Origin of the sequence: Pseudoalteromonas sp. T1lg75, from assembly GCF_002964705.1 — a bacterium.
Lineage (GTDB): Bacteria > Pseudomonadota > Gammaproteobacteria > Enterobacterales > Alteromonadaceae > Pseudoalteromonas.
Genome location: NZ_PQCD01000006.1, coordinates 40,620 through 64,112, shown reverse-complemented (window position 1 = coordinate 64,112; position 23,493 = coordinate 40,620). Strand labels below are relative to the sequence as shown.

General features: G+C 51.1%; 21 protein-coding genes. 6 read left to right on the top strand and 15 right to left on the bottom strand.

All coding sequences use genetic code 11. From position 1 onward, the window contains the following. Positions 1-40 precede the first annotated feature (40 nt). Positions 41-526, top strand: a complete 486-nt coding sequence (locus C2M36_RS02255; protein ID WP_105253520.1) for a hypothetical protein — start codon at positions 41-43, stop codon at positions 524-526. A 754-nt stretch (positions 527-1,280) separates the two neighbouring features. Here C2M36_RS02255 and C2M36_RS02240 read toward each other — a convergent pair. From C2M36_RS02240 to ubiE, 10 genes are all read right to left on the bottom strand, one after another. After that, a complete protein-coding gene (locus tag C2M36_RS02240) occupies positions 1,281-3,914 on the bottom strand; it encodes an ExeM/NucH family extracellular endonuclease (RefSeq protein ID WP_442792635.1) in 2,634 nt (877 codons plus the stop codon). 407 nt (positions 3,915-4,321) lie between these two features. Next, on the bottom strand, positions 4,322-5,332 hold the full coding sequence (gene hemB / locus C2M36_RS02235) for a porphobilinogen synthase (protein ID WP_105253516.1): 1,011 nt from the start codon (positions 5,330-5,332) through the stop codon (positions 4,322-4,324). Between the two features lie 145 nt (positions 5,333-5,477). Then, positions 5,478-6,248, bottom strand: a complete 771-nt coding sequence (locus C2M36_RS02230) for a TatD family hydrolase (RefSeq protein ID WP_105253515.1) — start codon at positions 6,246-6,248, stop codon at positions 5,478-5,480. A 4-nt stretch (positions 6,249-6,252) separates the two neighbouring features. Next, a complete protein-coding gene (locus C2M36_RS02225; RefSeq protein ID WP_105253514.1) occupies positions 6,253-6,816 on the bottom strand; it encodes a hypothetical protein in 564 nt (187 codons plus the stop codon). Beyond that, positions 6,813-7,565, bottom strand: a complete 753-nt coding sequence (gene tatC, locus C2M36_RS02220) for a twin-arginine translocase subunit TatC (RefSeq protein ID WP_105189481.1) — start codon at positions 7,563-7,565, stop codon at positions 6,813-6,815. The genes C2M36_RS02225 and tatC overlap by 4 nt, the downstream gene beginning before the upstream one ends. Next, positions 7,558-7,953, bottom strand: coding sequence for a Sec-independent protein translocase protein TatB (tatB, locus tag C2M36_RS02215; protein WP_105189480.1), 396 nt, complete (start codon positions 7,951-7,953; stop codon positions 7,558-7,560). The genes tatC and tatB overlap by 8 nt, the downstream gene beginning before the upstream one ends. A gap of 6 nt (positions 7,954-7,959) precedes the next feature. Then, positions 7,960-8,205, bottom strand: a complete 246-nt coding sequence (gene tatA / locus C2M36_RS02210) for a Sec-independent protein translocase subunit TatA (protein ID WP_105253513.1) — start codon at positions 8,203-8,205, stop codon at positions 7,960-7,962. Positions 8,206-8,329: 124 nt separating this feature from the next. Then, complete coding sequence (ubiB, locus tag C2M36_RS02205) at positions 8,330-9,928, bottom strand: ubiquinone biosynthesis regulatory protein kinase UbiB (RefSeq protein ID WP_105253512.1); 1,599 nt, start codon at positions 9,926-9,928, stop codon at positions 8,330-8,332. Between the two features lie 2 nt (positions 9,929-9,930). Continuing rightward, complete coding sequence (locus C2M36_RS02200; protein WP_105253511.1) at positions 9,931-10,563, bottom strand: ubiquinone biosynthesis accessory factor UbiJ; 633 nt, start codon at positions 10,561-10,563, stop codon at positions 9,931-9,933. Between the two features lie 9 nt (positions 10,564-10,572). Continuing rightward, entirely contained in the window at positions 10,573-11,328 is a 756-nt protein-coding gene (ubiE, locus tag C2M36_RS02195; protein ID WP_105189476.1) for a bifunctional demethylmenaquinone methyltransferase/2-methoxy-6-polyprenyl-1,4-benzoquinol methylase UbiE, read from the bottom strand. A gap of 232 nt (positions 11,329-11,560) precedes the next feature. On the opposite strand from ubiE, the gene C2M36_RS02190 reads away from it, so the two are divergent. Both C2M36_RS02190 and C2M36_RS02185 read left to right on the top strand, forming a co-directional pair. After that, the gene (locus tag C2M36_RS02190) at positions 11,561-13,339 is read left to right on the top strand and encodes a DUF885 domain-containing protein (protein ID WP_105253510.1); all 1,779 of its coding nucleotides are present in this window, start codon (positions 11,561-11,563) and stop codon (positions 13,337-13,339) included. A gap of 65 nt (positions 13,340-13,404) precedes the next feature. Beyond that, complete coding sequence (locus C2M36_RS02185) at positions 13,405-14,460, top strand: potassium channel family protein (protein WP_105253509.1); 1,056 nt, start codon at positions 13,405-13,407, stop codon at positions 14,458-14,460. Between the two features lie 6 nt (positions 14,461-14,466). Here the strand turns inward: C2M36_RS02185 and C2M36_RS02180 are convergent, their stop codons facing one another. Beyond that, positions 14,467-15,294 (bottom strand): alpha/beta hydrolase, encoded by an 828-nt coding sequence (locus C2M36_RS02180; protein ID WP_105253508.1) that lies wholly within the window; start codon positions 15,292-15,294, stop codon positions 14,467-14,469. Positions 15,295-15,447: 153 nt separating this feature from the next. Between C2M36_RS02180 and C2M36_RS02175 the strand changes: the two genes are divergently transcribed. Together C2M36_RS02175 and C2M36_RS02170 are read left to right on the top strand one after the other, a co-directional pair. Then, a complete protein-coding gene (locus tag C2M36_RS02175; protein WP_105253507.1) occupies positions 15,448-15,999 on the top strand; it encodes an RNA polymerase sigma factor in 552 nt (183 codons plus the stop codon). Continuing rightward, complete coding sequence (locus tag C2M36_RS02170; RefSeq protein ID WP_199883002.1) at positions 15,977-16,381, top strand: DUF6768 family protein; 405 nt, start codon at positions 15,977-15,979, stop codon at positions 16,379-16,381. The genes C2M36_RS02175 and C2M36_RS02170 overlap by 23 nt, the downstream gene beginning before the upstream one ends. A gap of 125 nt (positions 16,382-16,506) precedes the next feature. On the opposite strand, the gene C2M36_RS02165 is transcribed toward C2M36_RS02170, so the two are convergent. From C2M36_RS02165 to speE, 4 genes are all read right to left on the bottom strand, one after another. Then, complete coding sequence (locus C2M36_RS02165) at positions 16,507-17,415, bottom strand: hypothetical protein (RefSeq protein WP_158678840.1); 909 nt, start codon at positions 17,413-17,415, stop codon at positions 16,507-16,509. Between the two features lie 33 nt (positions 17,416-17,448). Beyond that, positions 17,449-18,036 (bottom strand): hypothetical protein, encoded by a 588-nt coding sequence (locus tag C2M36_RS02160; RefSeq protein WP_105253505.1) that lies wholly within the window; start codon positions 18,034-18,036, stop codon positions 17,449-17,451. 282 nt (positions 18,037-18,318) lie between these two features. After that, positions 18,319-20,352: a glycoside hydrolase family 97 protein gene (locus tag C2M36_RS02155; RefSeq protein ID WP_105253523.1), complete on the bottom strand. Its 2,034-nt coding sequence runs from the start codon at positions 20,350-20,352 to the stop codon at positions 18,319-18,321. A gap of 145 nt (positions 20,353-20,497) precedes the next feature. Beyond that, on the bottom strand, positions 20,498-21,361 hold the full coding sequence (gene speE / locus C2M36_RS02150; protein WP_105253504.1) for a polyamine aminopropyltransferase: 864 nt from the start codon (positions 21,359-21,361) through the stop codon (positions 20,498-20,500). 160 nt (positions 21,362-21,521) lie between these two features. Here speE and speA point away from each other — a divergent pair, with 160 nt between their 5' ends. Next, entirely contained in the window at positions 21,522-23,426 is a 1,905-nt protein-coding gene (gene speA, locus C2M36_RS02145) for a biosynthetic arginine decarboxylase (RefSeq protein ID WP_105253503.1), read from the top strand. Positions 23,427-23,493: the final 67 nt, after the last annotated feature.

The following is a 23,493-nucleotide window of genomic DNA, read 5'->3' as shown; positions in this document are numbered from 1 at the left end:
CGACGTCACTCTGCGTTAGGCTATCTCAGCCCGCTGGAGTATGAGCAACGGTTTGCGTAATAACCTGTCTACTTTTGATGGGGAAGACCAAGCTATAAGGAAAGATATGCGTATTGCCAAAACCCTATTAGCATTTTTTCTTTTGTTTAGTTGTTCACTCAACGCCACGCCCAATCTTGTAGTGGATTTAGATAAGCTCATTCTTTCATCTAATGGATTAACTCTCACAATAGTGCGTGAAGCTGATAGTGATAGGGTTGAAAGAATAGAAGTTATATCGCCGAGCAAAAAGTTTACTATTGATTCAGCACTTTTCAAGCAAGCTTATGGAGTAAACTTGCAGGCCGTAACGTTGACTCAAACAGTTGATTTAAACTTAGGTCTATTGGACGATTACCAACTGTATATTCCTTACGAGTTACATTCAGAAGATGGTTCTGAGCCGCTAGAAGAGCAAAAGTTTGAAACTGGAGAGATGGTTATTTATTTCGATCATTTACATGCAGTTAAAATCGTTACAAGGTGATGTAGCTCTAACAAGCGACATCAAAGCGCCGCTTCGCGGCTCGACTTGCAACAAGTAGATCGCGTTTGTGGCGGTCTTTATGTATAAGGTGGGGTCTTAATGTACTTCTGGATAGCTGTGGGTGTTTTAGTCGCTAGCTATTCAGTTCATGGTAAAAGAGTGTTTCCAACGATCATTTCAGTCCTAGCAATTGCAAATTTATTTGCAAGTCAGAAATATGCAATAGGCCCAATTAGTATGACCATAATGGCTTTACTGGCGGTTATAGTCTGGGCTGGAAATAAAATTAGTGAAAAATTCAGTTAAATCAAAGGCGCGTAGGTAGGAAAGCTTTCCGTTGCTAGGGAGTTAGAGTTTTTATGGCAAGGAAGCTAGTTATCACTCTTAAAGGTGTTACCAAATTTTCGCTGTTCAGCACTGTGGTGCTTGGAACAAGCATAATTTTATCAAGCCTAGTTAACCTACTCGTGCTTCTAAAGTTATCAGTGCTGCTTTATTTGGTGTGCAGCTTGTTTCTAGCAGGCTCGGCTTTTATCTTGCTGTTACGCCATTATCAGATCACATCGAATCACGATTTAATGATGCGGTTCATTGCCATTGTCGGTGCGGCAATCTGTTGCTGTATCTGGCTTATCATGATGTATCCAATATCCTTGGTACTACCAAAGCTCTAACAGACCAAGCAGTAAACATGCTTCAACAAAAAGGGCAGAGATGATATCTGCCCTTTTTAGTCATAAGCGCTTTAGTGCAATTAGTACTTGGTGGCGCGGTAACGCAGGGTTACTTCACCGTAAGGCTGGTTGCCCTGAACGCGTACCTTCCATTTACCCGCAGTCGGGTTAGTGAACTGACACAGCTCCTCTGGGCCGCTGTTGCGCGAGGCGCAATCGGCGTGTTTATTCGTGCCGCGGCGCTGCTTGCTGACATAGAGATCCGCATCACCCCAGCCGCCTACCAGCTCGATATTCAGATAATCGAAATCCATGGGGAGCTCTATGGTGAAGTTTTTCGGCTGGAACCAGCCTTTGGATAGGGTGAACTCGCCGCTGAGCTCTTCACTGGGCTTTGGCTCGGCCTTAATGGCGACCACCACAGGGTCGTGATCCGAGGCACGATATGGGTGATCCGCGAACAAACTGGTTTGCAGATTTTGCGACTTAAACTCCAGGTTGTAATCCAGCACGCGCGGCTCATCGGCATTGATATGCCAATCCGTTGCCGCGACTACCTTGGCCATTAGGCTGGGCGACGCCAAAGCGTGATCTAGGCTCCCTAAACGGCCCTGGAAATTATAGGAGTAGCTCAGGTTATCACCGTTAAGCGTCGGCAGAACGTTGGCAAAACTGGCGCTGGCAAAAGCCTGGATGGGATCTTCCATGGCATAGGCGTTCATATCGCCGACGATAATGATGTCCTCATCATTGACGCCGGTCGGGTGGCTGGCAAGCCAGCTGGCGAATTCGTTGGCACCGGCAACGCGGGTGGCGTTATAACAGGCTTGGCCGTCATTTTGGTCCGCATCCAGGCCTTGGGCGCTGCCACAACCCCCTTTGGATTTCAGGTGGGCGACGGCCACGGTGAGCACTTCATCGGTGGCAAGGTGCTTAAAGGTTTGCGCTATGGCGGCGCGGTTGCCGTAGGCAAAGGCACCCTGATCGTTAATGGCGGCCAAGCCATTTTCCTCAACCTTGTCCTTGCGATAGATCAGCGCCGTGGTGATGGCATCACTGCCTACCTGCTCTACAGCAAAATCGACAAAGGCATACTCGCCTTCGCTGCTAGCCGCATTCAGCGCATTAACCAAGGAACTGAGGGCGCTGAATTCACCAAAACCATCATTCTCGATTTCCATCAGGCCGATAATATCGGCGTCCAAGGCGGTGATGGCGCTGACCAGCTTCTGCTCTTGGCGAATAAATTCTTCCAGGCTGTCGGCACCGCGAGCGGTGGGGAAGCCACCTTGCTGACCATCGCCATTGAAGTAGTTTAATACGTTAAAGCTGGCTACCTTGATATCGCCCTCGGCCAAAAGCTGAGGCGCATCCGTACGTGGATTGGCGGCAACAAACTGTGGCGTTGTGCTTGGGTGCAGACGGTAGCGATCGAAGCCATAACCCAGCACCCCGGTCAGGCCGCTGACCGTGTCGCCCAGGCGGAGGGTGTTGTAGGCATCCAGGCCAGGGGCCGGGTAGGCAATGGGCTCAAGGTTTTGGCGGGTTGAACCATCATCAAGTAGCAGCTGCCTTAACAGATTATCGGCTTCCACCGCATTGGCGGCAGCGCCGGGCAGGGCAACCTGGGTGCCCTGATACAGGCGCTCGCTAGCCAGGCCCACTTCGCCGTAGCGCGCCAGGTTATAGTTATCAATGACGTACAGTGGCTGGGCGACACTGACCAGCATGCCCTCATAGGCTTCCAGGTCATTTACATCCGCCAGGGGCAAGGTCAGTGGCGTGGCGCTAACCGCGGCGGTGCCGCAATCGACCAGGGCGGTCACATCTTTAAGCTGGGTAGCGCCATAGTATTCGGCGACCGTGCCAATTAAGCGTACGCGCTCACCCACATTGACGTCGTCACCGCGGTGATAGACGAAGACACCTTCCGATGTGCTCGGGTCGTTATCACCCTGCAAGGAGGATAGGAAGAAGCCGCTTAGCTGATTGCTGTTTTGGAAGTCGGCACTGACCACGGCTTCAACCACCACCTGCTCGCCAACCAAGGGGCTGACCGCGCCATTACCCTGAATGCTGTGAATGGCGGTGGCCGCATCGGCACAGGTGAGGCTGAGATCCGGTTCTGGCTCCGGCTCAACCGGCGGGTTCGTGCCCAGGTACTGACCGAGATCGCTAAAGTTATCATTGCCGGCGCCGCTAAAATACGCGCTTGGATCATAGGGCGAGGTAATATCCGTGCGCGCCGGTGCACCATCGATGCGACGCAGGGTATTATTCTGGGTGCTGCTTGTGCCTTCCCCCCAGCTCGAGCCCGGATCCATCCCCACCTGGCCCATGCTGTCGACAACCACGCCTTGCTTGCTCAGCACTATGGCATCATCACCGTTAAACCAGCCGCTGCCGTTCGTTAAAGAAGCGGTCGCGAGAATGTCTGCTGCCGCCGAGCTATGCGCGGCAACATACACCCCCTCTGGTGCCAGGGTACCGCTGAGCGTTAGAGTTAAACCGGCGCTGCTGCTGCCGTTAAAATAAAAGGCCAATTGGTACTGACTTAAGTCAATTTCGCTGTCGGTTGGATTGTACAGCTCGATGGCTTTGTTATTGCTGCTGCCTTCAACATATTCGGAAATGACCATATCCGCCTGTGCCGAGAGCGACACAAAGGCACTGGCAACCGCCAGGGCGACCGGTGTAAAGGTGTTCTTCATGATATAAATCCCGTGTTTCTAGTTAGATTAACCCTTAAAGGGGTACATAGTGTACGGGGGAGAGATTACACAATAGTGTCAGGAAATTAACGTGATTGTGATGATTTTAGGGTCTGTTGACCTTTGTTGTTTGTTTCTGCTACAAGCGCTGCCCTGAGGGTTCATCTAAACGCACCCTGCTCTGTGTTGCTCGCTATGAACATAGGCGAGCAAGACCGAAGCAATGCTTCGCAGCTTAGCGAGGTGAGCGCATGGATGCGCGATGTAACCAAGCTTCACGGATGAATTAAACCACATAAATCAGTGATGATATTCATCAGAATGCGTTTAGATTGAACATAAAGTAAACCGCAAAGATAAACAGACCCTAATAAAAGGACGATAACGTGGCGTTATCGTCCGGGAAAAGGTTACTTTTCATTGAGCCAGATAGCGGCTTTTTTCGCGAAGTAGGTCAGAATACCGTCGGCACCGGCACGTTTAAAGGCCAAGAGTGATTCCATGATGGTGTCGCGTTCGCTCAACCAGCCGTTGTTGATGGCGGCCATATGCATGGCGTATTCACCGCTCACCTGGTAGGCAAAGGTGGGCACGGCAAATTCGTCTTTTACGCGGCGCACGATATCCAGATATGGCATGCCCGGCTTCACCATCACCATGTCGGCGCCTTCTTGCAGATCCAAGGCCACTTCGCGCAGTGCCTCGTCCGAATTGGCCGGATTCATTTGATAGGTTTTCTTATCGGCACCTTTGAGGTTGCCCGCCGAACCTACCGCATCGCGGAACGGACCATAGTAGCTTGAGGCATACTTGGCTGAGTAGGCCATGATTTGCGTGTGAATAAAGCCATGCTCTTCCAGGGCTTCGCGAATGGCGGCGATGCGACCGTCCATCATATCCGATGGCGCAACCACGTCGGCACCGGCTTCGGCGTGCGATAGCGCCTGCTTTACCAGGATTTCCGTGGTGACGTCGTTGATCACATAGCCGCTGTCATCAATGATGCCGTCCTGACCATGCACGGTGAAGGGGTCAAGAGCCACATCGGTGATCACCCCAAGCTCGGGTACCGCTTCTTTTAGGGCGCGCACGGTGCGCTGGGCCAGGCCTTCCGGGTTATAGGCTTCTTCCGCATGCAGTGATTTTTTATCACCTGGGGTGACCGGAAACAGGGCAATAGCAGGAATGCCCAGGGTAGCCAGCTCTTTGGCTTCTTCAACCAGCAAATCGATAGACAGGCGCTCCACACCCGGCATCGACTCCACCGCTTCACGACGGTTTTTTCCTTCCAACACAAAAACGGGGTAGATCAAATCATTGACGCTAAGCTCATGCTCTTGAGTCAAACGGCGTGAAAAATCCTTTTTGCGCAAACGGCGCATACGTGTGTAAGGAAATAAATCGAGTCCTGATTGAGGCATGGTGCTCTCCTGTACAATATGTGTCAGCCCCAAGGCGAGTGCCGCGGGATATATGCGAGCATTTTACCAGCTAATCCAAGGCGATGCTCTGGCAATGAGATAATTTATTGATGTCGCGCATAGTTATCGATAGCGCGGTTTTCCCTTAGCGCTCAAGGGCAAACAGGGAATGGAAGTTAGCGACGCTGGTGGCGCTTAATTGTGCTGGGGATACCTGGTAGTGCTGGCTTAGATGCGCCACCACATAGGATAAGTGCGCCGGCTCGCAGCGGCGAGACTTGGGTTTGGGCCGAATGGTGCGCGGCAGTAAGTAGGGGGCGTCGGTTTCGATTAGCAGCCTGTTCATGGGCAGCACATTTAGGGCATCGTTGAGGTCGCTACCGCGGCGCTCGTCGCACACCCAGCCGGTAATGCCCAGATACAGGCCCTGGTCTAAATAGTTTTGCGCCTGCTGGCGGTTGCCGGTAAAGCAGTGCAATACTCCGCGAGGCTGATACTCACGTAGCATGGCAAGCATATCATCATGGGCGTCGCGTTCGTGTAAATACACCGGCATATCTAATTCGTTAGCAAGTGCTAACTGACGGGCAAAAACGTCTCTTTGCTGCGGACGGGGAGAAAAGTCACGATTATAGTCGAGGCCGCATTCACCGATGGCGATGACTTCTTTGGCCTGTGCCATAGCGGTGAGATTGGCAGCGAAATCGTCCGTGGCATCCTTGGCATTATGGGGATGAATGCCGGCGCAGCTATAGAGGTCAAATTGCTGCGCCAGTTCCAGCGCTTGCTGGCTATCCGCTTCATCACAGCCGATCACCATCATGGATTGGACGCCGGCCTCGCGGGCGCGGGTAACCACGGCATCAAGATCATGGCGAAATTGACTACTACTAAGGTTAACGCCGGCGTCGATCATGCGCTTAGTCGGTGCGTTTTACACGGATGCTTTTGTTGCTGCCTTGTTTTTTCAACAAGAAGGAATTGAACATGGCGCGACTGATCACTACGGTATCGTTTTTACTGATACGGAATGAATCGGTGCCGATCTGGCGCCAGCGCTGGCCGTTATCCAGGGTAATGATCAGCTCGCCATAAGGAGCCTCTTTTACCTTGCTAACCTTGGCCACCAGTTCGTCTGGGTTACCGTCGTTATCGTCTTTTTGCTTATGCTCTAGGCCAAACTCGCGTTTGCTGTTGTTGCCTTTGTTGCTGGCAGCACTTGCCGCCGCACCTGCAGCATTGGCGCTAGGTCCCTTGCCTTTTCCTTTCTGCGATTGCGCAGGCACTTCGGCAGGCATGTTGGCAGGCATACTGTCGATGGGTTTGCCGGCCATAATGTTGTCGTAACACAAAAGGCGGCGGAAATCGTTTTCGATATAGCTACAGGCTTTTAAGGCCTGGATATTCACACCGTCATCGGCCTGGGCCGTTGTGCTTAGGGTGGCTAGTAAGGCTAGCGAGGCGGGCACGAGGTATTTTTTCATTGCTTTTCTTCCTGTGATTCTTCCGATGATGGTTTCGCACTATAAAATGCAGCCAAAATAAGGCCAAGCTCAAATAATAACAGCATGGGCAGGGCGAGCAAGGTTTGTGATAGCACATCCGGTGGAGTTAGAAACATCGCCACCACAAAGGCGCCGACCACAATATAGGGGCGCTTTTCTTTAAGGCTGGCGGTTGAAGTAACGCCGCTCCAGCATAGCAACATGATGGCGACGGGGATTTCAAAGGCGATGCCAAAGGCCAAAAACAGCTTGAGCACAAAGCCTAAGTAACTGCTGATATCCGGCGTTAAGGTCATGACCTCGGGGCCAATGCCGGTGAAAAAGCTGAGAATAATCGGCAGCACAACAAAATAACAAAAGGCGATACCGCCATAAAACAGCACTATGCTCGACAGCAGTACGGGGATCAGCATGCGCTTTTCATGGGCGTATAGGCCGGGCGCTATAAAGGACCAGATTTGATGCAAAATAAAGGGAATGGCGCCAAAGAGCGCGACAAACATGGTCAGTTTAAAGGGCGTAAACAGCGGGGCGGTGACGTCGGTGGCGATCATCTGGCTGTTTTCCGGCAAATTGGCCACCAGGGGATCGGCGACAAAGGTGTAGATGTCGTTGGCGAAATAGGCCAGACCCACAAAGATCACCAGTACCGCGACAATGGAGCGCAGCAAGGTGTTACGCAGTTCAAGTAAGTGCGAAATAAAGCCGGTTTGCGCAGGTTCAGTCATGGTTTTTCTTCGTGCTGTGCTGGTCGTTGCTAACGTCTGTGGTTGGCTCGGCGGTGATGCCTTGCGGCTCTTTGCTCTCGGTACTTGGCGTGCTGTCGCTGCTTTGCTCATAGCTGCGGGTAACCGATTGCGCGGCGCGTTGCAGTTGCGCGACCGACTCTTGCAGCTCAGGTGAAATATCGCTCATGTTTTGCTGCTCGGCCTTTTTGAGGTTTTGGTGTAGCTCATGAACGCGCAGCTCTTCACTGACTTCGGCGGAAATATGGTTAGCCATGGTCTTAATTTTGCGCACCCAGGTGCTGACGGTACGGATGGCCACCGGCAAACGCTCGGGGCCCAATACGATCAGGCCAACGATGGCCACGACCAACAATTCCCACATGCCCATCGGCGTTTATACCTTGTCTTTATCTTGCGAGGCAGTTTTATCGGCGGCCGAATTAGTCGCCTTGTCTTGCTCGCTGATCTTTTCTTGCGTGGTCGTTTCGTTTTTATCTTCGTCTTTTACGGCTTTCTTGAAGCCCTTCACGGCGCTGCCTAAATCGCTGCCAATGTTACGTAGTTTTTTAGTGCCGAATAACAATACGATAATTGCTAAAACAATCAGTAGCTGTACCCAGCCGACGTTACCGATGCCCATATATGTACTCCAGATATGCGGATAATTGTTCGACGAGTATACCTTGTACTACGTCGAGCTAATAGTATAAATCGTTAAGCGAGGGGTCTGGCGAGCTGAGCTGCTTTGCACAGCTAACCAGCTCCTAACCCTTTCGCCAGCCCAGCCAACAAAGGCCTGCTCCCAAGGTGGCGCCGATCGCGGCGGCAGTATACCAGTGGTTGATGACTAAAATACTACTCACAATCAAGCCACTGCAACCTATTACGGTGAGCAGCAGGGGCTTGAGGTTATTGGCCGGCGGTGGCGCTTGTAGATGTTGACGCTTTAGCGCGTGATAGAGCAAATCTGGGATTTCGGGCATTTTTTCCGCCCAAAACGGCAAATTAGCATACATTTGCTTGGCCACGGCCCAAGGGCCTACTTGTTGTTTGACCCAATCTTCCAAGAAAGGTTTCGCCGTTTGCCACAGGTCCAGCTGCGGGTAGAGCTGGCGACCCAGGCCTTCAACATACAACAGGGTTTTTTGCAGCAACACCAGTTGCGGCTGCACTTCCATATTAAAACGTCGTGCCGTATTGAACAGGTTAACGAGCACATGGCCGAAGGAGATCTCCGCCAGCGGCTTATTAAAAATCGGCTCACACACGGTGCGAATGGCAAACTCAAATTCTTCTATGCTGGTATCGGCAGGCACCCAGCCCGAGTCCACATGCAGCTCCGCTACCTTGCGGTAATCGCGGTTAAAAAAGGCGATAAAGTTCTCAGCCAGGTAGCGTTTATCGTCCTTGTTCAAGGTGCCGACAATGCCGCAGTCTATGCCTATATACTGCGGGTTGTGCGGGTTCTCGTGAGAGACAAAGATATTTCCCGGGTGCATATCGGCATGGAAGAAGCTGTCGCGGAACACCTGGGTAAAGAACACCTCAACGCCACGCTCGGCCAGCAACTTCATATTGGTACCTTGCTTAAGCAGGGCATCGGTGTCGGAGACAGGAATACCGTAAATGCGCTCCATCACCAGCACATTGCTGCGGCTGTAATCGCTGTACACATAGGGAATGTAGAGGGATTCAGAACCTTCAAAGTTGCGTCTGAGAACAATGGCATTGGCGCCCTCACGCATTAAATCCAGCTCATCGAGCAGGGTTTTCTTATACTCTTTGACCACCTCAACGGGGCGTAAACGACGGCCCTCGCGCAGTAATTTGGCCACCACCTTGGCGCATTGTTGCATCAGGGTGAGGTCGGCATCGATCTGCTTTTTGATATCGGGGCGAATGACCTTCACCACCACTTCCTGGTGCTCGCCGCTGCCATCGGCCAGCTTGGCTGTGTGCACCTGGGCAATGGAAGCTGAGGCCAAAGGGGTGGTGTCGAATTCGCTGAATACGACGCTAATATCGTCGATTTCTAACGCCTGTTCGATAATTTTCTGTGCCAGGTCGCCGCTAAACGGCGGCACCTGGTCTTGCAGCAGCGCCAGTTCGTTGGCTATCTCAGGAGGCAAGAGGTCGCGGCGGGTAGACAGCATTTGTCCAAATTTAATCCACACCGGCCCTAGGGTTTGCAGGGCCAGGCGCAGGCGCATGCCTGCGGGTTTGTCGCGATGGCGGTTGCGCAACCAAAAGGCGCTGCTTCTGGCCAGTTTGGCAAACCAGGGCAGTTTATGCTGAGGCAGTAGCTCATCAATGCCGTATTGCAATAAGGTTTTGGTGATGAAATACAGTCGCGCTACGGCCACAATTAACCTCTTGTTTGCTGCATTGGCATGTGCGCCAATAGTTTATCTAGGCGCTGTTCCAGCTGTTGGACATCGCTTTTTAGTTGGCGATTTTGACGGGTGAATTGCGTCAGTTCCAGCGGGTGAATGCTCACTTTGAGTTCGTCTTGTAACAGCGTCAGCAGGATATGGTCAAGCTTGCCTTGGGCCTCTAAAGCCTGAGCCTTGCCCTTGCTGACAGCTTGCCACAGCAGCTGAGCCGGGGCATCGCCGATATATTGCGACCAATGCTCCGGCCAGTCTATGTCCAGCTCGCTAAAGGCCTGACTAAAGGCCTGGGCAAGATGAATATCGCCGTCGATATCGAGTTTATGCTGGCGGATCAGCTGGGTCAGGCGCGACGGGTCTTTGAGCTTCATCAGGGTGTCGGTATCGGCACTGATAAAGCAGTCGCTGTGCTCAGGTTGCGTGTCATGCACTTGCAGCATCAGGCCTTCGCTGGCGTAGACGACGCTGATAAATTGCTGCCAGTCGCGCACATGTACCACCAGGCTTTGCCCCTGGACCTTGGCAAGACGGGCCTGCACCTGTGGGTCGAGGGAGAGTAGCCTGTTGGCGAGTGTTTCTATGGCGGCGATAGCAAAATGCCCGAGCATGGCCGCTCCTTAAAACTTAAAGCCGCGATGCAGGGCAACGATACCGCCGCTCATATTCTGATAGCTGGTCTGCTCAAAGCCGACTTCTTTCATCATGCCTTCCAGGGTCTCTTGATCCGGGTGCATGCGAATAGACTCGGCAAGGTATTTGTAAGACTCGCTGTCGTTTAGCACTACTTGGCCTACCTTGGGCAGGATATTGAAGGAATAGAGATCATACAGCTTGGTCAGCACTTCATGCTCAGGCTTGGAGAACTCCAATACCAGCAGACGGCCGCCGGGCTTAAGCACGCGGTACATAGATGCCAGGGCTTTGCTTTGGTCGGTGACATTACGCAGACCAAAGGCGATGGTGATCACGTCTATGCTGTTATCCGGGAACGGCAGCTCTTCGGCGTTCATCTGCACGTATTCGATGTTGCTGACCAGGCCACGGTCACGCAGCTTGTCACGACCCACCTTGAGCATGGAGTCGTTGATATCACCCAAGATCACTCGGCCGGTATCGCCAACCAGCTGGCTGAATTTAGCGGTCAGGTCGCCGGTACCGCCGGCTAAATCGAGAATAGTCTGGCCCTTGCGTGCGCCCGAGCTGGCGATGGTCACGCGTTTCCATAGACGATGAATGCCAAAAGAGAGCAAATCATTCATTAAATCGTACTTCGCTGCCACCGAGTGGAATACATCGGCAACATGGGCCGCTTTTTCGTTTGCAGCGACCGTTTTATAACCAAAATGCGTGGTTTTTTGCTCAGCTTCTTTCATGGTAATTCAAGCCTAGAGGGGACGTTGGCCATAGTGTACTTGAGGGCCCGTAACAGCTCAAGGATTAAGCCATTTTTACGCCCGCCATGATTTTCGCCAATGTGACCTAATAGCCGTGCAATCGCAGTGGGGTGAATAATAGAAGGGGGATTTGGTCGCATCGACTTTGACACAAATAGCCGCTGGGCTAGAGTAGGGCACTAAAGTGCCTTGCAATAACGAGAATAGAAATATGCAGCCAACCATAAAATTGAAAACCCTGGCCTTGGCCACCGTGCTGGCATTGGGCGTAAGCGCCTGTGCAGCCCCAAGCAAGACATCGGCGCTTAGCGCCGATGAAACCTTCACCCAGGTTGCCGAGCAAATCGTCAAGTACCGCGAAAGCGTGAACCCATACAAGCAAGCAGTCGATGGCTACCTGCTTGCGAACCTGAGCCCCGAGTACCTCAAGGCGCAATACGAGCAGCGCCAAGCATTACTGGCTCAGCTGGATGCCATCGATGCTGAAGCGCTCAGTGATGAAAACAAGATCAATTTACAGATCATCCGCGCCCAGGTGCAAAACAAGCTGGATGAGTATCGCTTCAATACCCACTATATGCCGCTGACCTCGGAATATGGTTTTCACTCCTCGCTGTCGTTTATGGTTGCCCGTGGCGATTACAGCTCAAAAGCAGGCTTTGAAACCTACCTTAAGCGTTTAAGTCAGGTACCGCGCTTCTTTGAACAGAATATCTATTGGATGAACAAGGGTCTGGAAACCGGCTTAACTCAGCCTAAGGCCGTGCTTGCCGGGTATGAAGAGTCCATCAGCGCCTTTTTGGTGGATGATGTCACCGAGTCCGAGTTTTACGCGCCGTTTAAGCGCAATACCGCAGGTATCAGTGACGAAGAGTTTGCCCAGCTACAAAGTCAGGCCAAGGAAGTGATCGGTACCCAAGTGCTACCGGCGTATCAGGGGTATTACGACTTTTTCGTTAACACCTACCGCCCCGGCGCCCGCGATACCATAGGCATCTCTAACGTGCCTAATGGCGAGGCCTTTTATGCCAACCGTGCCAAGCATTACACCACTACGCAGATGACACCAAAAGAAATCCATGAGCTGGGTTTGCAGGAAGTGAAGCGTATTCGCGGCGAGATGCAGGCGATCATTGATGAGCTTGGCTTTGAAGGCAGCTTTGCCGACTTTGTTGAGTTTTTGCGAACCGATCCACAGTTCTACGCCACCACCCCGGAAGAACTGCTGAAGGAAGCGTCTTTTATTGCCAAAAAGATGGACGCTCAGTTGCCCAAACTCTTTAAGGAGTTGCCGCGTAAGCCTTATGGCGTTGCGCCGGTTCCCGCTAACATTGCCCCTAAATACACCACGGGTCGTTATTCCGGCGCCAGTCGCGACGACGAAGCAGGCTTCTACTGGGTCAACACCTATGCCCTGGATAAGCGTCCCTTGTATGTGTTGGAAGCGCTGACCCTGCACGAAGCGGTACCGGGTCATCACCTGCAGATCTCCCTTAATGCCGAGTTGGATTACCTGCCAAGCTACCGTCGCAATGCGTATTTGTCGGCCTTTGGCGAAGGCTGGGGGTTGTACAGTGAATACCTGGGCATTGAAGCAGGCTTCTATCAAGACCCCTACAGCGATTTTGGTCGTCTCACCTATGAAATGTGGCGTGCGGCCCGTTTAGTGGTGGATACCGGTATGCATATGTTCGGTTGGTCACGCCAGCAGGCGCTTGATTTTATGAGCGAAAACACAGCGTTATCACTGCATAATGTGAAAACAGAAACGGATCGTTATATCTCCTGGCCGGCTCAGGCACTGTCGTACAAAATCGGCGAGCTCACCATTAAGCGTTTGCGCGCCAAGGCGGAAAAAGCCCTGGGTCATGATTTTGATGTGCGTGAGTTCCACTATCAGGTCTTGCGTCATGGTTCTATTCCACTTAATGTACTAGAACAGCAAATCGACCAATATATTGCTGAGGCATTAGCGACCAAGAAGAGTTAGAATGCTGAAATAATTATAAAAATTGGGCGCCTACGGCGCCCAAATAGTTAGGGATAAGGCGAATTATGCCGATATTGATTAAGCGCATCTTGCTCACCATTCGCAATCATATCGACCAACTCAGTTGGCAGGCGGTGGTGATCGCAATTTTAGTGCACATGGGGTTAACCTGGTTGCTACTGGCCGTCGCCGGTGAACAAGCCTTGCTGGCGCCGAACACGTTTTTTTACTATTACGTGGTCACCACCTCAACCGTGGGGTATGGCGATTTAAGTCCCACCTCCGATCTGGGCCGTCTGCTGGTGGCCCTGGTTCAAATTCCTTTCGGTTTGGCGTTATTTGGCATGTTGCTGGGTAAGGCCGGGCAAACCATTACACATATAATAAGGCGTGCTATGACAGGTGAAAAAGACGTAACGCATTTTGCCAATCACATTATTATCTTTGGTTGGCACCCAGTGCGCACCCGCAAAATGGTGCGCTACATTCTTGCCGATGACAAACGGGTTCGCAGAGAGATAGTGCTGGCGGTGACCGACGACATTGAGCACCCTTTCTTTTCCGAGCCTCATGTCAGCTTTGTAAAACTGAGCAGCTATACCGATGAAGAGCAGCTTAATCGTGTCGGTATCAGTACCGCCGATCGCATCATCGTAGAAGGGGCAGACGATAACCAAAGCTTTACCACGGCACTGAAGATCAGCAAGTTGGTGAAGGAAAACGCCCATATCTGCGCCTACTTCGATGATGAAAGTAAGGCACAAATGCTCAGTGAACACTGCGCCAACGTTGAATGCAGCTCTAACCGCACCGCCGAGGTGCTGGTGCGCTCCATGGAAGATCCGGGTGCCAGCCGAGTGCAGCAGGAAATTATGTCGAGCCTGCACGGCGACACTCATTTCTCCATGGTGATCCCTAAAGAAGTCAGCCGCTTCACCTATGGCGATATTTTTGAGCTCTTTAAGCGCCAGTACGACGCTACCATCTTAGGCATTGCCCATAACCGCAGCGCCCTGGATATGGATCTTAATCCACCGCTTGATTACGCCATCCAAGGTGGTGATATTATTCACTATATTGCCCCGGAGCGCGTTCTTGCCGCCGAGGTAAAGTGGCCGTAATTGGTATTACCCACCTTCCCTGAGCAGCCAATCCAAGCCTTGGATTGAGGTGCTTGGGAAGGCGGTGGTATGACGAGCCTCCTCTATGATCCTAAGCTTGATTTGGCTGTGACTCGCCGGCAGGCTGTGCAGCTTATCAAACAGGGCCTGTGCGCCTGCCACCATATCTTGCCCCTCGCCATGCGCTGGGGTTTCTAAGCTACCGACACCTATATAGATCTTGGGCGCTGCCTTACTGGGCTTTAGCTCAAAAGCCAGAATAGACTGGTTATCAAACCACACCGATGGACTGCCCAGAATATAGTTGCTGAACATATCCGGTTCTTGCAGCAGTAAAAAGGCGCCGAACAGTCCACCTAAAGAATTCCCCATATAGGTGCGCTGCGTTGCCAGAGCGCGGTAATTTTTTTGTATATGGGTAAATACCTGTTCGCGAATAAAGCGCGCATGTTTCGCTGCTTCGCCGGTGGTCAGCTTCCAGCTCGATTCTTTGGTTGGGGTGTAATCACGAACGCGGCTGCTCTGGCCCTTGTCGCCTTGAGCGTAACCAATGGCAACTAAAATGGCCTCGGGCATGGCCCCTGAATTCATCGGGAAGCGAGTGGCCCCGGAGACCAGTTGAAAACTGTAATGGCCGTCGGTGAGGTAAATAACCGGGTAGTGTTTACTAGGGTGTTTAGCATAGGAAGCTGGCAGCTTAATATACAGGGGGTAGGTGTGCCCGTTATGGCGATCCACTAATTCGATGACCTGGCTGCGGGGGATGGAATACGCATCTTGTTGGCCATAGGCAAGTTCGCAAAAGAGTAATAACAGCAGCGAGAATAACCGCATAAACACACCTAAAATCAATTAATTTGCTTCAATTTTGCACCATACTAGCAGCTATCTAGCAGCTATACTTTGACGGCAGCCATAAATTAATTACCTTGGTAGCCAACCTTTTCCTCTGCTGCTGCGTCTTGTAATAAAGAGTTGATTTTCACTATGACACAAACTACCACGGCTTTGCTGGTGCTGGCCGCGCAAAAAGGAGATACAAGCGCCTTTTCGGCCCTGTGTGAGCGCCACTATCAGGGCAGTTATCGCTTTGCCTTTAAGCTCTGCCAATGTGAGCAGGATGCGGCGGATCTCACTCAGGAGGTATGGAGCAAGGTGGCAAAAGATATTCGCGTTTTGCTTGAACCCAGTGCCTTTAAAGCCTGGTTGTTTCGCGCCGTGTATCGACGTTTTATCGACCTAACGCGACGTCGGCAAAAAGAGCTGCTGATGGCCGAGCCACCGCCGCAACAATGCGGGGATACGGCCAAGGTAGAGAGGCATTTAGACTTACTCGCCCTGATAGCCCAACTGCCAGACGTGGAGCGCCATAGTGTGTATTTGTTTTATTTAGAAGAGTTGCCCATAGCGGATATCGCCACGGTACTTGATACGCCTATAGGCACAATTAAATCGCGCTTACACAGTGCCAGACAGAAATTAAGCCAGTGGGCCCGAGATGAAAGAGGAAACGAGCATGAATCTAGAGCAGCAAATTAAATCGGAGCTGGCGCAGGAGCGCCAGCAATTAGATGGTATTTTAAGTCGGGATGAGGGCTTATTTGCCCGCCTGGGGCAAACCTACCAGGGTTCCATGCGCCGCTGGGTGTGGCTTTCAACCCTGTTGGCCTTGATTGCCACGGCGGCCTTTATTTATTGTGGCTATCGCTTTTACATCGCCACCGAGGTCGGTGACCAGATTTTTTGGGCGGTGTGGTTTATTGTTGGCCTCATGGTGCAAATCGCGGTGAAGTTGTGGATTTTTATGGAAATGAACCGTAATTCCATTATTCGCGAGATTAAACGCACCGAGTACTTACTGCTTGCGGAAACATACAAGGGGCCGACCGCAAATCTCTTTGATGGTGAAGCGAATAAATGATTTTTCTGGTCGAACGGTGCAAATGTAGGAGTTGCATACCTCGGCTTTGACAAGGTGTTGTTAAAGAGGGTGCAACTTAATGAATGTGTAGAGTGTATTTTAGTAGAGTTCTTTCATTGGATTGGTTAGTGAAGTCGAACTCCATACTTTACTAATATAGCCTGGACTGATTTTCTTTCTGAATATAAAGATGTCTTTGAAGATAAATCAAGGTTGCAGTTAGTTGAAATCGGCTTGTTATTTTTTTTTAATAATAACGCCCATGAGTCAAATATAACTTTCGCGAAATTTGAGTAATAATCATGATTTTTTTGTGATTGTCTTTTATATAGATTCTCTACTTGTAAGAGGTATCCCGCATAGTCTTCTTCAGTATAAATACCTTGGCTTATAGTCTCATTGTAAAAATAGGGAGGGTGTTCGGTAAAGCACCTCTGCATTTTTACGGCAATAAACTCATTGGTTAAACGGTCGAGGCCGTCTCTTCTAAAGAGGTTGGGGTGGATACTGTTTACCTCAATATGCGTTGCTTCGTGGGTTATGTGTTGAATTTTCTCAATCACACCTTGAAACAGGTTTGCGTTGCAGTCTAGATAATGCAAGGATTTTATGGGCTGGCCATGGATTACTGGGTTGACAGAGAAATGATTTTTCTCATCAGTTAGGTAGGCAGCGTGATGCTGATTGGTAACAAATCCAGAGTTTCGGCCGGACTGTTTTAGCACCTTAAATATACTTTCCAGTAACTCCTTGGTCTCGGCCAAGCAAGTTAGCTTATTATTAGCAAATAACTCTAGTTTAATGCCTTTGAGCTGCAGTGCAGCCAATTGCTGATAGTCGCTTTCTTCAATAGGTTTTAGCTTGGGTCGTGGTATTTCCTGGGGGGCTTGAATGGAAAAGCTCACCAAGTGCATGGTATTGTCTTTTTGCGTAACAACCGCCAGCGACGAAGCGTTTTCATTGTGGTATTCAGCTTGCAGGTATTCGGCAAGGTTAGCGGGTGTTGAGCACCCGCTAATCAAGAATAACGTCATTATCCCCCAGGCTTTGATGGAAATCATCCGCATCTAGTGGGGCACGATACTGCAATCTGAGATAGGCTCACCAACCTGTCCACAATCGACATTGACATAGATACCTGAGTTGAAAAGCTGCTCATATCCTTTGTAACCTTGAACATTTACCGAGCCTGAGCTACCGCCAGTTATATATGCAAATACAACGAGCTCATAGCCGTCCCAGTCGGGAGAGTTAGCCATAAATTCTGCGACTTTAGCAGGCGAAGTTAATTTGTAACCGGATGTTGCAGGACTTAATTCTACCGAATAAGTGCTTACTTTAGCACCTTGGTTAAATAAGAATAGTGATGCCTCTTTTGATGGGGCAAGTGTGGGACCAGAGGCTTGATATAATAATCTCATTTTTTCTAATTCGGGTCTAATTTCCTTCTCTGAACAAAACTCTCGCGTTCCCCTACATAGGGTTCCTCCCCCTCGAATAACGGTTTCAGTCTTTTGATAAACACCGCCATTTTCAATCGAGGGTGGGCGTATTTCAATGTGCGAACTATCAACATCAAGGTCCAATCTAGCTTGGCAGGCGGAAATTAAAATTGTTAGTGTGATTATTGGTATTAGTTTACTCGCCGTATTCATTTTTTCATTCCTTTGATTATGTTTTAAGTTTACTTTGCATTAAGTTAAATTTTTTTACCATTAATTTTTAATATTATTATTGTTTATTTTGCAATTTTTTAATTTTTATTTTGAATATGCGGAGAGTGCGGTGTTTAGACTGATTTTTAACTCGCACGCTTGGGAACGGAGCTGGTATTTAACTTAAGCTGCTTTATTGGTATTATGATAAGGGTGGTAGTAGGTACATAGCACCCTTTTCTTCGTTTATAATCGCGAATAGCTAAAAAGGCCGAAAAATAATTAGTCCAGGGCCTTAAAGCGAATGGCGGTACCGCCGCTGGGCGCCAGCTTAAGCGTAAGCTGGTCCTTGCGGGTGACCACCTGCTTGCTGATAGCCATGCTGTAGGGGTTATTCACCCATTCGGCATCCTCACCATCGGCATAGATCTGTGCCTCAAAGCGTTTACCCGGCTCTAAGAAGTCAAGCTTAATATCGACTTTGCGGGCCTCGCCATCGGTTATGGCCCCCAGGTACCAGTCGTTACCACTGTAGTGATCGCGTTTGCGCTCCTTACGGGCAAAGACCACGTATTCGCCCATTTCACCGGCAATGGCCTGGCTTTGCTCCCAATCGGTGGGCACATCCTGAATAAACTGGAAGGCATCCGGCTTAGCCAGATAGTTACGGGGTAAATCCGCTGCCATTTGCACCGGGCTGTAGAGCACCACATACAGGGCCAGTTGTTTCGCCAGGGTGGTTTGCGGGCGGTTGGTATCGGCACCTAAGCCGTTAAAGCCCATATCGAAGATCCCCGGCGTGAAGTCCATTGGCCCCGCCAGCATGCGGGTATAGGCCAGCATGGGCGTATGCGCCGGTGGATTGGGTGGCGTGCCCCAGGCGTTGAATTCCTGACCGCGCGACCCTTCACGGGTGATCCAGTTCGGGTAGGTGCGACGCAGGCCGGTGTCTTTAATCGGCTCATGGGTATTGATGCTGAGCTGATACTTGGCCGCCAGCTCGATGTTATAGAGGTACTCGTTGGCCATAAACTGGCCGTCGTGCCACTCGTAGCGGGCGATACCCTGCTCATCGATGCGTTTGATATTGCCGCCGTCGGCAACATAACCGGTTTTGATCTGGCTTACGCCATGTTTCTGATAGAGCTTAAAGGCGTCTTCCATCTGGTTACGATAGTTGCTGACATTGCCCGAGGTTTCGTGATGACCGATCAGTTTCGCACCGACCTTTTTACCGTGCTTGGCGATGGCGGCCAGGTCGAAATCATCATAGCTTTTGGTGAAGCTAAAGACATCGCCATTAAAGAACCAGTCGCCATCCCAGCCTTCGTTCCAGCCTTCAACGAGCACGCCATCGAAGCCATATTTGGCAGCAAAGTCCAGGTATTCAATGGTGTTTTCTGTGGTGGCGCCGTGCTTTTCACCGCTGCCCCAGGTGTTTTCATTGATATGCATGCCCCACCAGATACCCACGTATTTACCCGGCTTCACCCAGGAGACATCGCCGAGTTTATTCGGTTCATTGAGGTTGAGGATCAGGTGCGAGTTGAGTAGCCCGGTGGCCTGCTCGGCAATTTGAATGGTACGCCAGGGGGTGGTGAAACCGTTTTCGGTTTTCACCGCAATGCCGTCTGACCAGGGCGTTAAGTCGGCTTTAAAAATACCCGGACGACGCTGATTTAGGGTCATGCCGGCATAATCGACCAGGGCAGCCTCATGAATACTGATATGGACGCCATTGCCCATTTTCAGGGTAAAGGGCGTATGCACATGGGCCGCCTCGCTGGCGTCGGTGCGTTTATAGACGTACTCGTAACGGTTCCAGCCACGGGCCGGGATCCACAGCGCTTCGTTATTTTGTCCGGCCAGGGCAAATTCGGTAAGTTCATCGGTGATCTGGTAGTCGGGGCGCTCTTTGCCCTCTAATTCATAACGAAAGCCCAGGCCGGTGTTAAAGGCACGTACACGCACCGTATAGCTGCGGCTGGCATCGTTTTCATCGCTAAAGGTGACCGCCAGTTCATTGTGATTATCGCGAATAAGGCGTTGCTCGCCCCAGGGCTGTTGCCAGCTTTGGTCGACGCTTTGGGTTTGCGTGTCGCTGATCACTAGGTCGTCGCGCAGCGGCGCTGCGTCCTTAAAGTAAAAACCCAGCTTGGATGAGTTAATCACCGGCTTACCGGCAAAGGTGACCTGGTAACTTGGGGCACCTTCATCGCTTAAAGAAATTTGGATCTGGCCGTCGGGAGAGCTGACGCTCACGGTTTTTGCCAGCGCTAATGGCGATGCCAAAAGCAAAGGGAGAATTACTCGCATTGACTTGTCCTGGTAATACATAACGCCTAAAGAGAAATCTTAGAGTAAGGTGAACGGGGGGCGATCACATAGAAGTTGCATACGTATTCAAAGGCGGGCGCCTAGGATGACATTAAAAAAGGCGAGTCGAGCTCGCCTTTTTCTTTTATTTCGCTTCGCCTGCGAAGGCTTTGGCCATAAATGGCGGCTCGCTTAGGGCGCCCTGATGGATACCCGGGGTGTAGTATTCGGTTTGTAGTGCTTGTGGATCACAGGCGCGGAAGCCGTCGAAACCCATGCCTTTGCGAGCAAGGGTTACCGACCACAAACCCGACGGGTAAATAGGCTGCGGGAATGGCAAGGTCTGCAAGGCACCAAAGCCGACTTCCTTCATCGCACCGCGCATTTCTAACAGCAATGGCATATGCATCAGCGGGCTCTCGCTTTGCTGTACCAGCACACCGCCGGGGCGCAAGGCTTTCAAACAGCTTTGGTAGAAGGCGTGGTTGAACAGGCCTTCACCCGGGCCGACCGGATCCGTGCCGTCAACAATGACCACATCGATAGACTCGGGCGCGGCTTCGCGCATGTACTTGATGCCGTCATCAAATAACAGGGTGGCGCGTGGGTCCTGGTTCGAGCTGCACAGTTCAGGGAAATACTTCAGCGACATCTCGGTGACCACTTCATCGATATCGATTTGCGTGACCGACTCTACACTGTTGTGCTTAAGTACTTCGCGCAGGGTACCGCAGTCGCCGCCGCCGATGATCACCACGTTTTTCGGATTCGGGTGGCTGAACAGCGCTGGGTGGGCGATCATTTCATGGTAAAAGAAATTCTCGCGAGTACTCACCATGGTGCAGCCGTCAATGATCATCAGGTTGCCAAAGTCGGTGGTTTCATACATGGCAACATGCTGAAAGGGAGACTGTTTTTCTTCAAGTAATTTGTTGATGCGCAGTGAAAAAGCACTGCCATCACGGTCACTGATTTCGGTAAACCAGTGGTTTTTATCTAAACTTGTCATGTGTTAAATAATCACCAATAAATGAGAAGCGCAATTTTGCCAGTGCGCAGGGCAATGCTCAATCAAATTTTAGCTGCATTTATGTGATTTTCTATTCGCTAGTGGCAATAAGAGATATTAAACTAGCGGCAAATTGTTGGTTCAATATTGAGAGTACAGTATGGAAAGGGGTCCCCTGGCAGATCAACCCGAGGGTTATCAGGTCGCTCAGTCCGTTTATAACGTCAGTCATTGGAGCGATGGCTACTTTGATATTAACGCGCAAGGCGAGCTGGTTGCTTATCCCGATGGTGATAAAAGCAAACCCGGTTTGGCGTTAAATGCCTTAGTCGAACGTTTTAAAGAGCAAGGCCTGACCTTGCCCGTATTGGTGCGTTTTACCGATATCTTGCAGCATCGTGCATCGCGTTTGATTTCTGCCTTTAGTCAGGCCAAGACCGCCAAGGACTATCAGGGTGACTATACCTGTGTGTACCCCATCAAAGTAAACCAGCAGCGTTCGGTTGTCTCCAAGTTGTTGGCGCACAACAGTGGCCAGGTCGGCTTAGAGGCCGGCTCCAAGCCCGAGTTGATGGCCATTCTCGGTTTGGCCGAAAAGGACATCACCATAGTCTGTAATGGCTATAAAGACAGCGAATTTATGCGTCTGGCCTTGATCGGCCAGGCTACCGGTCACAAGGTCAATATTGTCATCGAGAAGCTGTCCGAACTTGATGCACTGATCAGAGAAATGGACGCCATGGCCCTGGAAGCGCCAATCGGCATTCGTATTCGCCTTAATTCCGTGGGTAAGGGCAAGTGGCAAAACACCGGTGGCGAACGTGGTAAATTTGGTTTGACCGCCTCTCAGGTGTTGCAGGCCGTAGACACCTTAAAGCAACACAATAAGCTGCATTTAATGGAGCTGGTGCATTTTCATATCGGTTCGCAAATCGCCAATATTCGCGATATCCAACGGGCGCTAACCGAATGTGCCCGCCACTATGCGCAGCTGTGCCAAATGGGTGTGCCATTGAAAACCGTAGATGTGGGCGGCGGCTTAGGCGTCGACTATGAAGGTTCGGGCTCGCGCAGCAGTTGTTCGATGAACTACACGGTTGAAGAGTATGCCAAAAACGTGGTGGCCGCCTTTGCCGAAGTGAGTGATGCCAATGGGCTGGCCCATCCGGCCATTATTACCGAATCGGGCCGGGCTTTAACGGCGCACCATGCGGTATTGATCACCGATGTGGTGGACGTGGAAAAAGCGCCCAATAACGAGGTGACGATCGCCGCCGATGCAGAGCTGCCCAAGGTGGTATTGGAAATGCAGCAAACCTGCGCCGGGGTCAATGCCAGAATGGCCATTGAGAGCTACCACGATGCCATGCATCTGTTCAGCGAGGCTCATGCCCAATATGTTCACGGCATGCTGGGCATAGAGCAGTGGGCACTGGTAGAGCAGTTGTATTTCCGTACCCTGCATAAGGTGCGTGCTTGTTTGAGCGAGTCGGCCCGTGCCCATCGTGAGGTGATCGACGAGCTGAACGAAAAGCTGGCAGACAAGCTGTTTGTAAACTTCTCATTGTTCCAGTCGCTACCGGATGTGTGGGGTATCGGTCAGTTGTTCCCCGTGCTGCCTATCGAACATTTAGACCAGCCGCTGGAGCAGCGCGTGATTATTCAGGATATTACCTGTGATTCGGACGGACAAATTCGTGAGTATGTCGACGGTGCCGGCATTGAGGCCAGCCTGCCCATTCCGCGCTACGAGTTTGGACAGCAATACCATATTGCCATGTTTATGGTTGGCGCTTATCAGGAGATCCTCGGTGACCTGCATAACCTCTTTGGTGACACCGACTCTGTGCATGTGGAATTGCACGGTGATGAGTACCGCCTGACCAATGAAATCAAGGGTGACAGCGTTCAGGACGTATTAAAATTCGTCCATTACGATAGTAAGGCCTTGGCGGCGCGTTATCAGCAGCGAGTGAGCGCATTGGCTATCGATGCAGAGCTCAAGCAAAGCTATCTGGATGAGCTTAATCATGGATTAAGCGGCTATACCTACTTTGAAGACTAGCCCGGGTTTGTTGCCAAGAGGCAACAGAACCCTTTTCCGTTAAAGACAAAAAGCGCTATCATTAGCG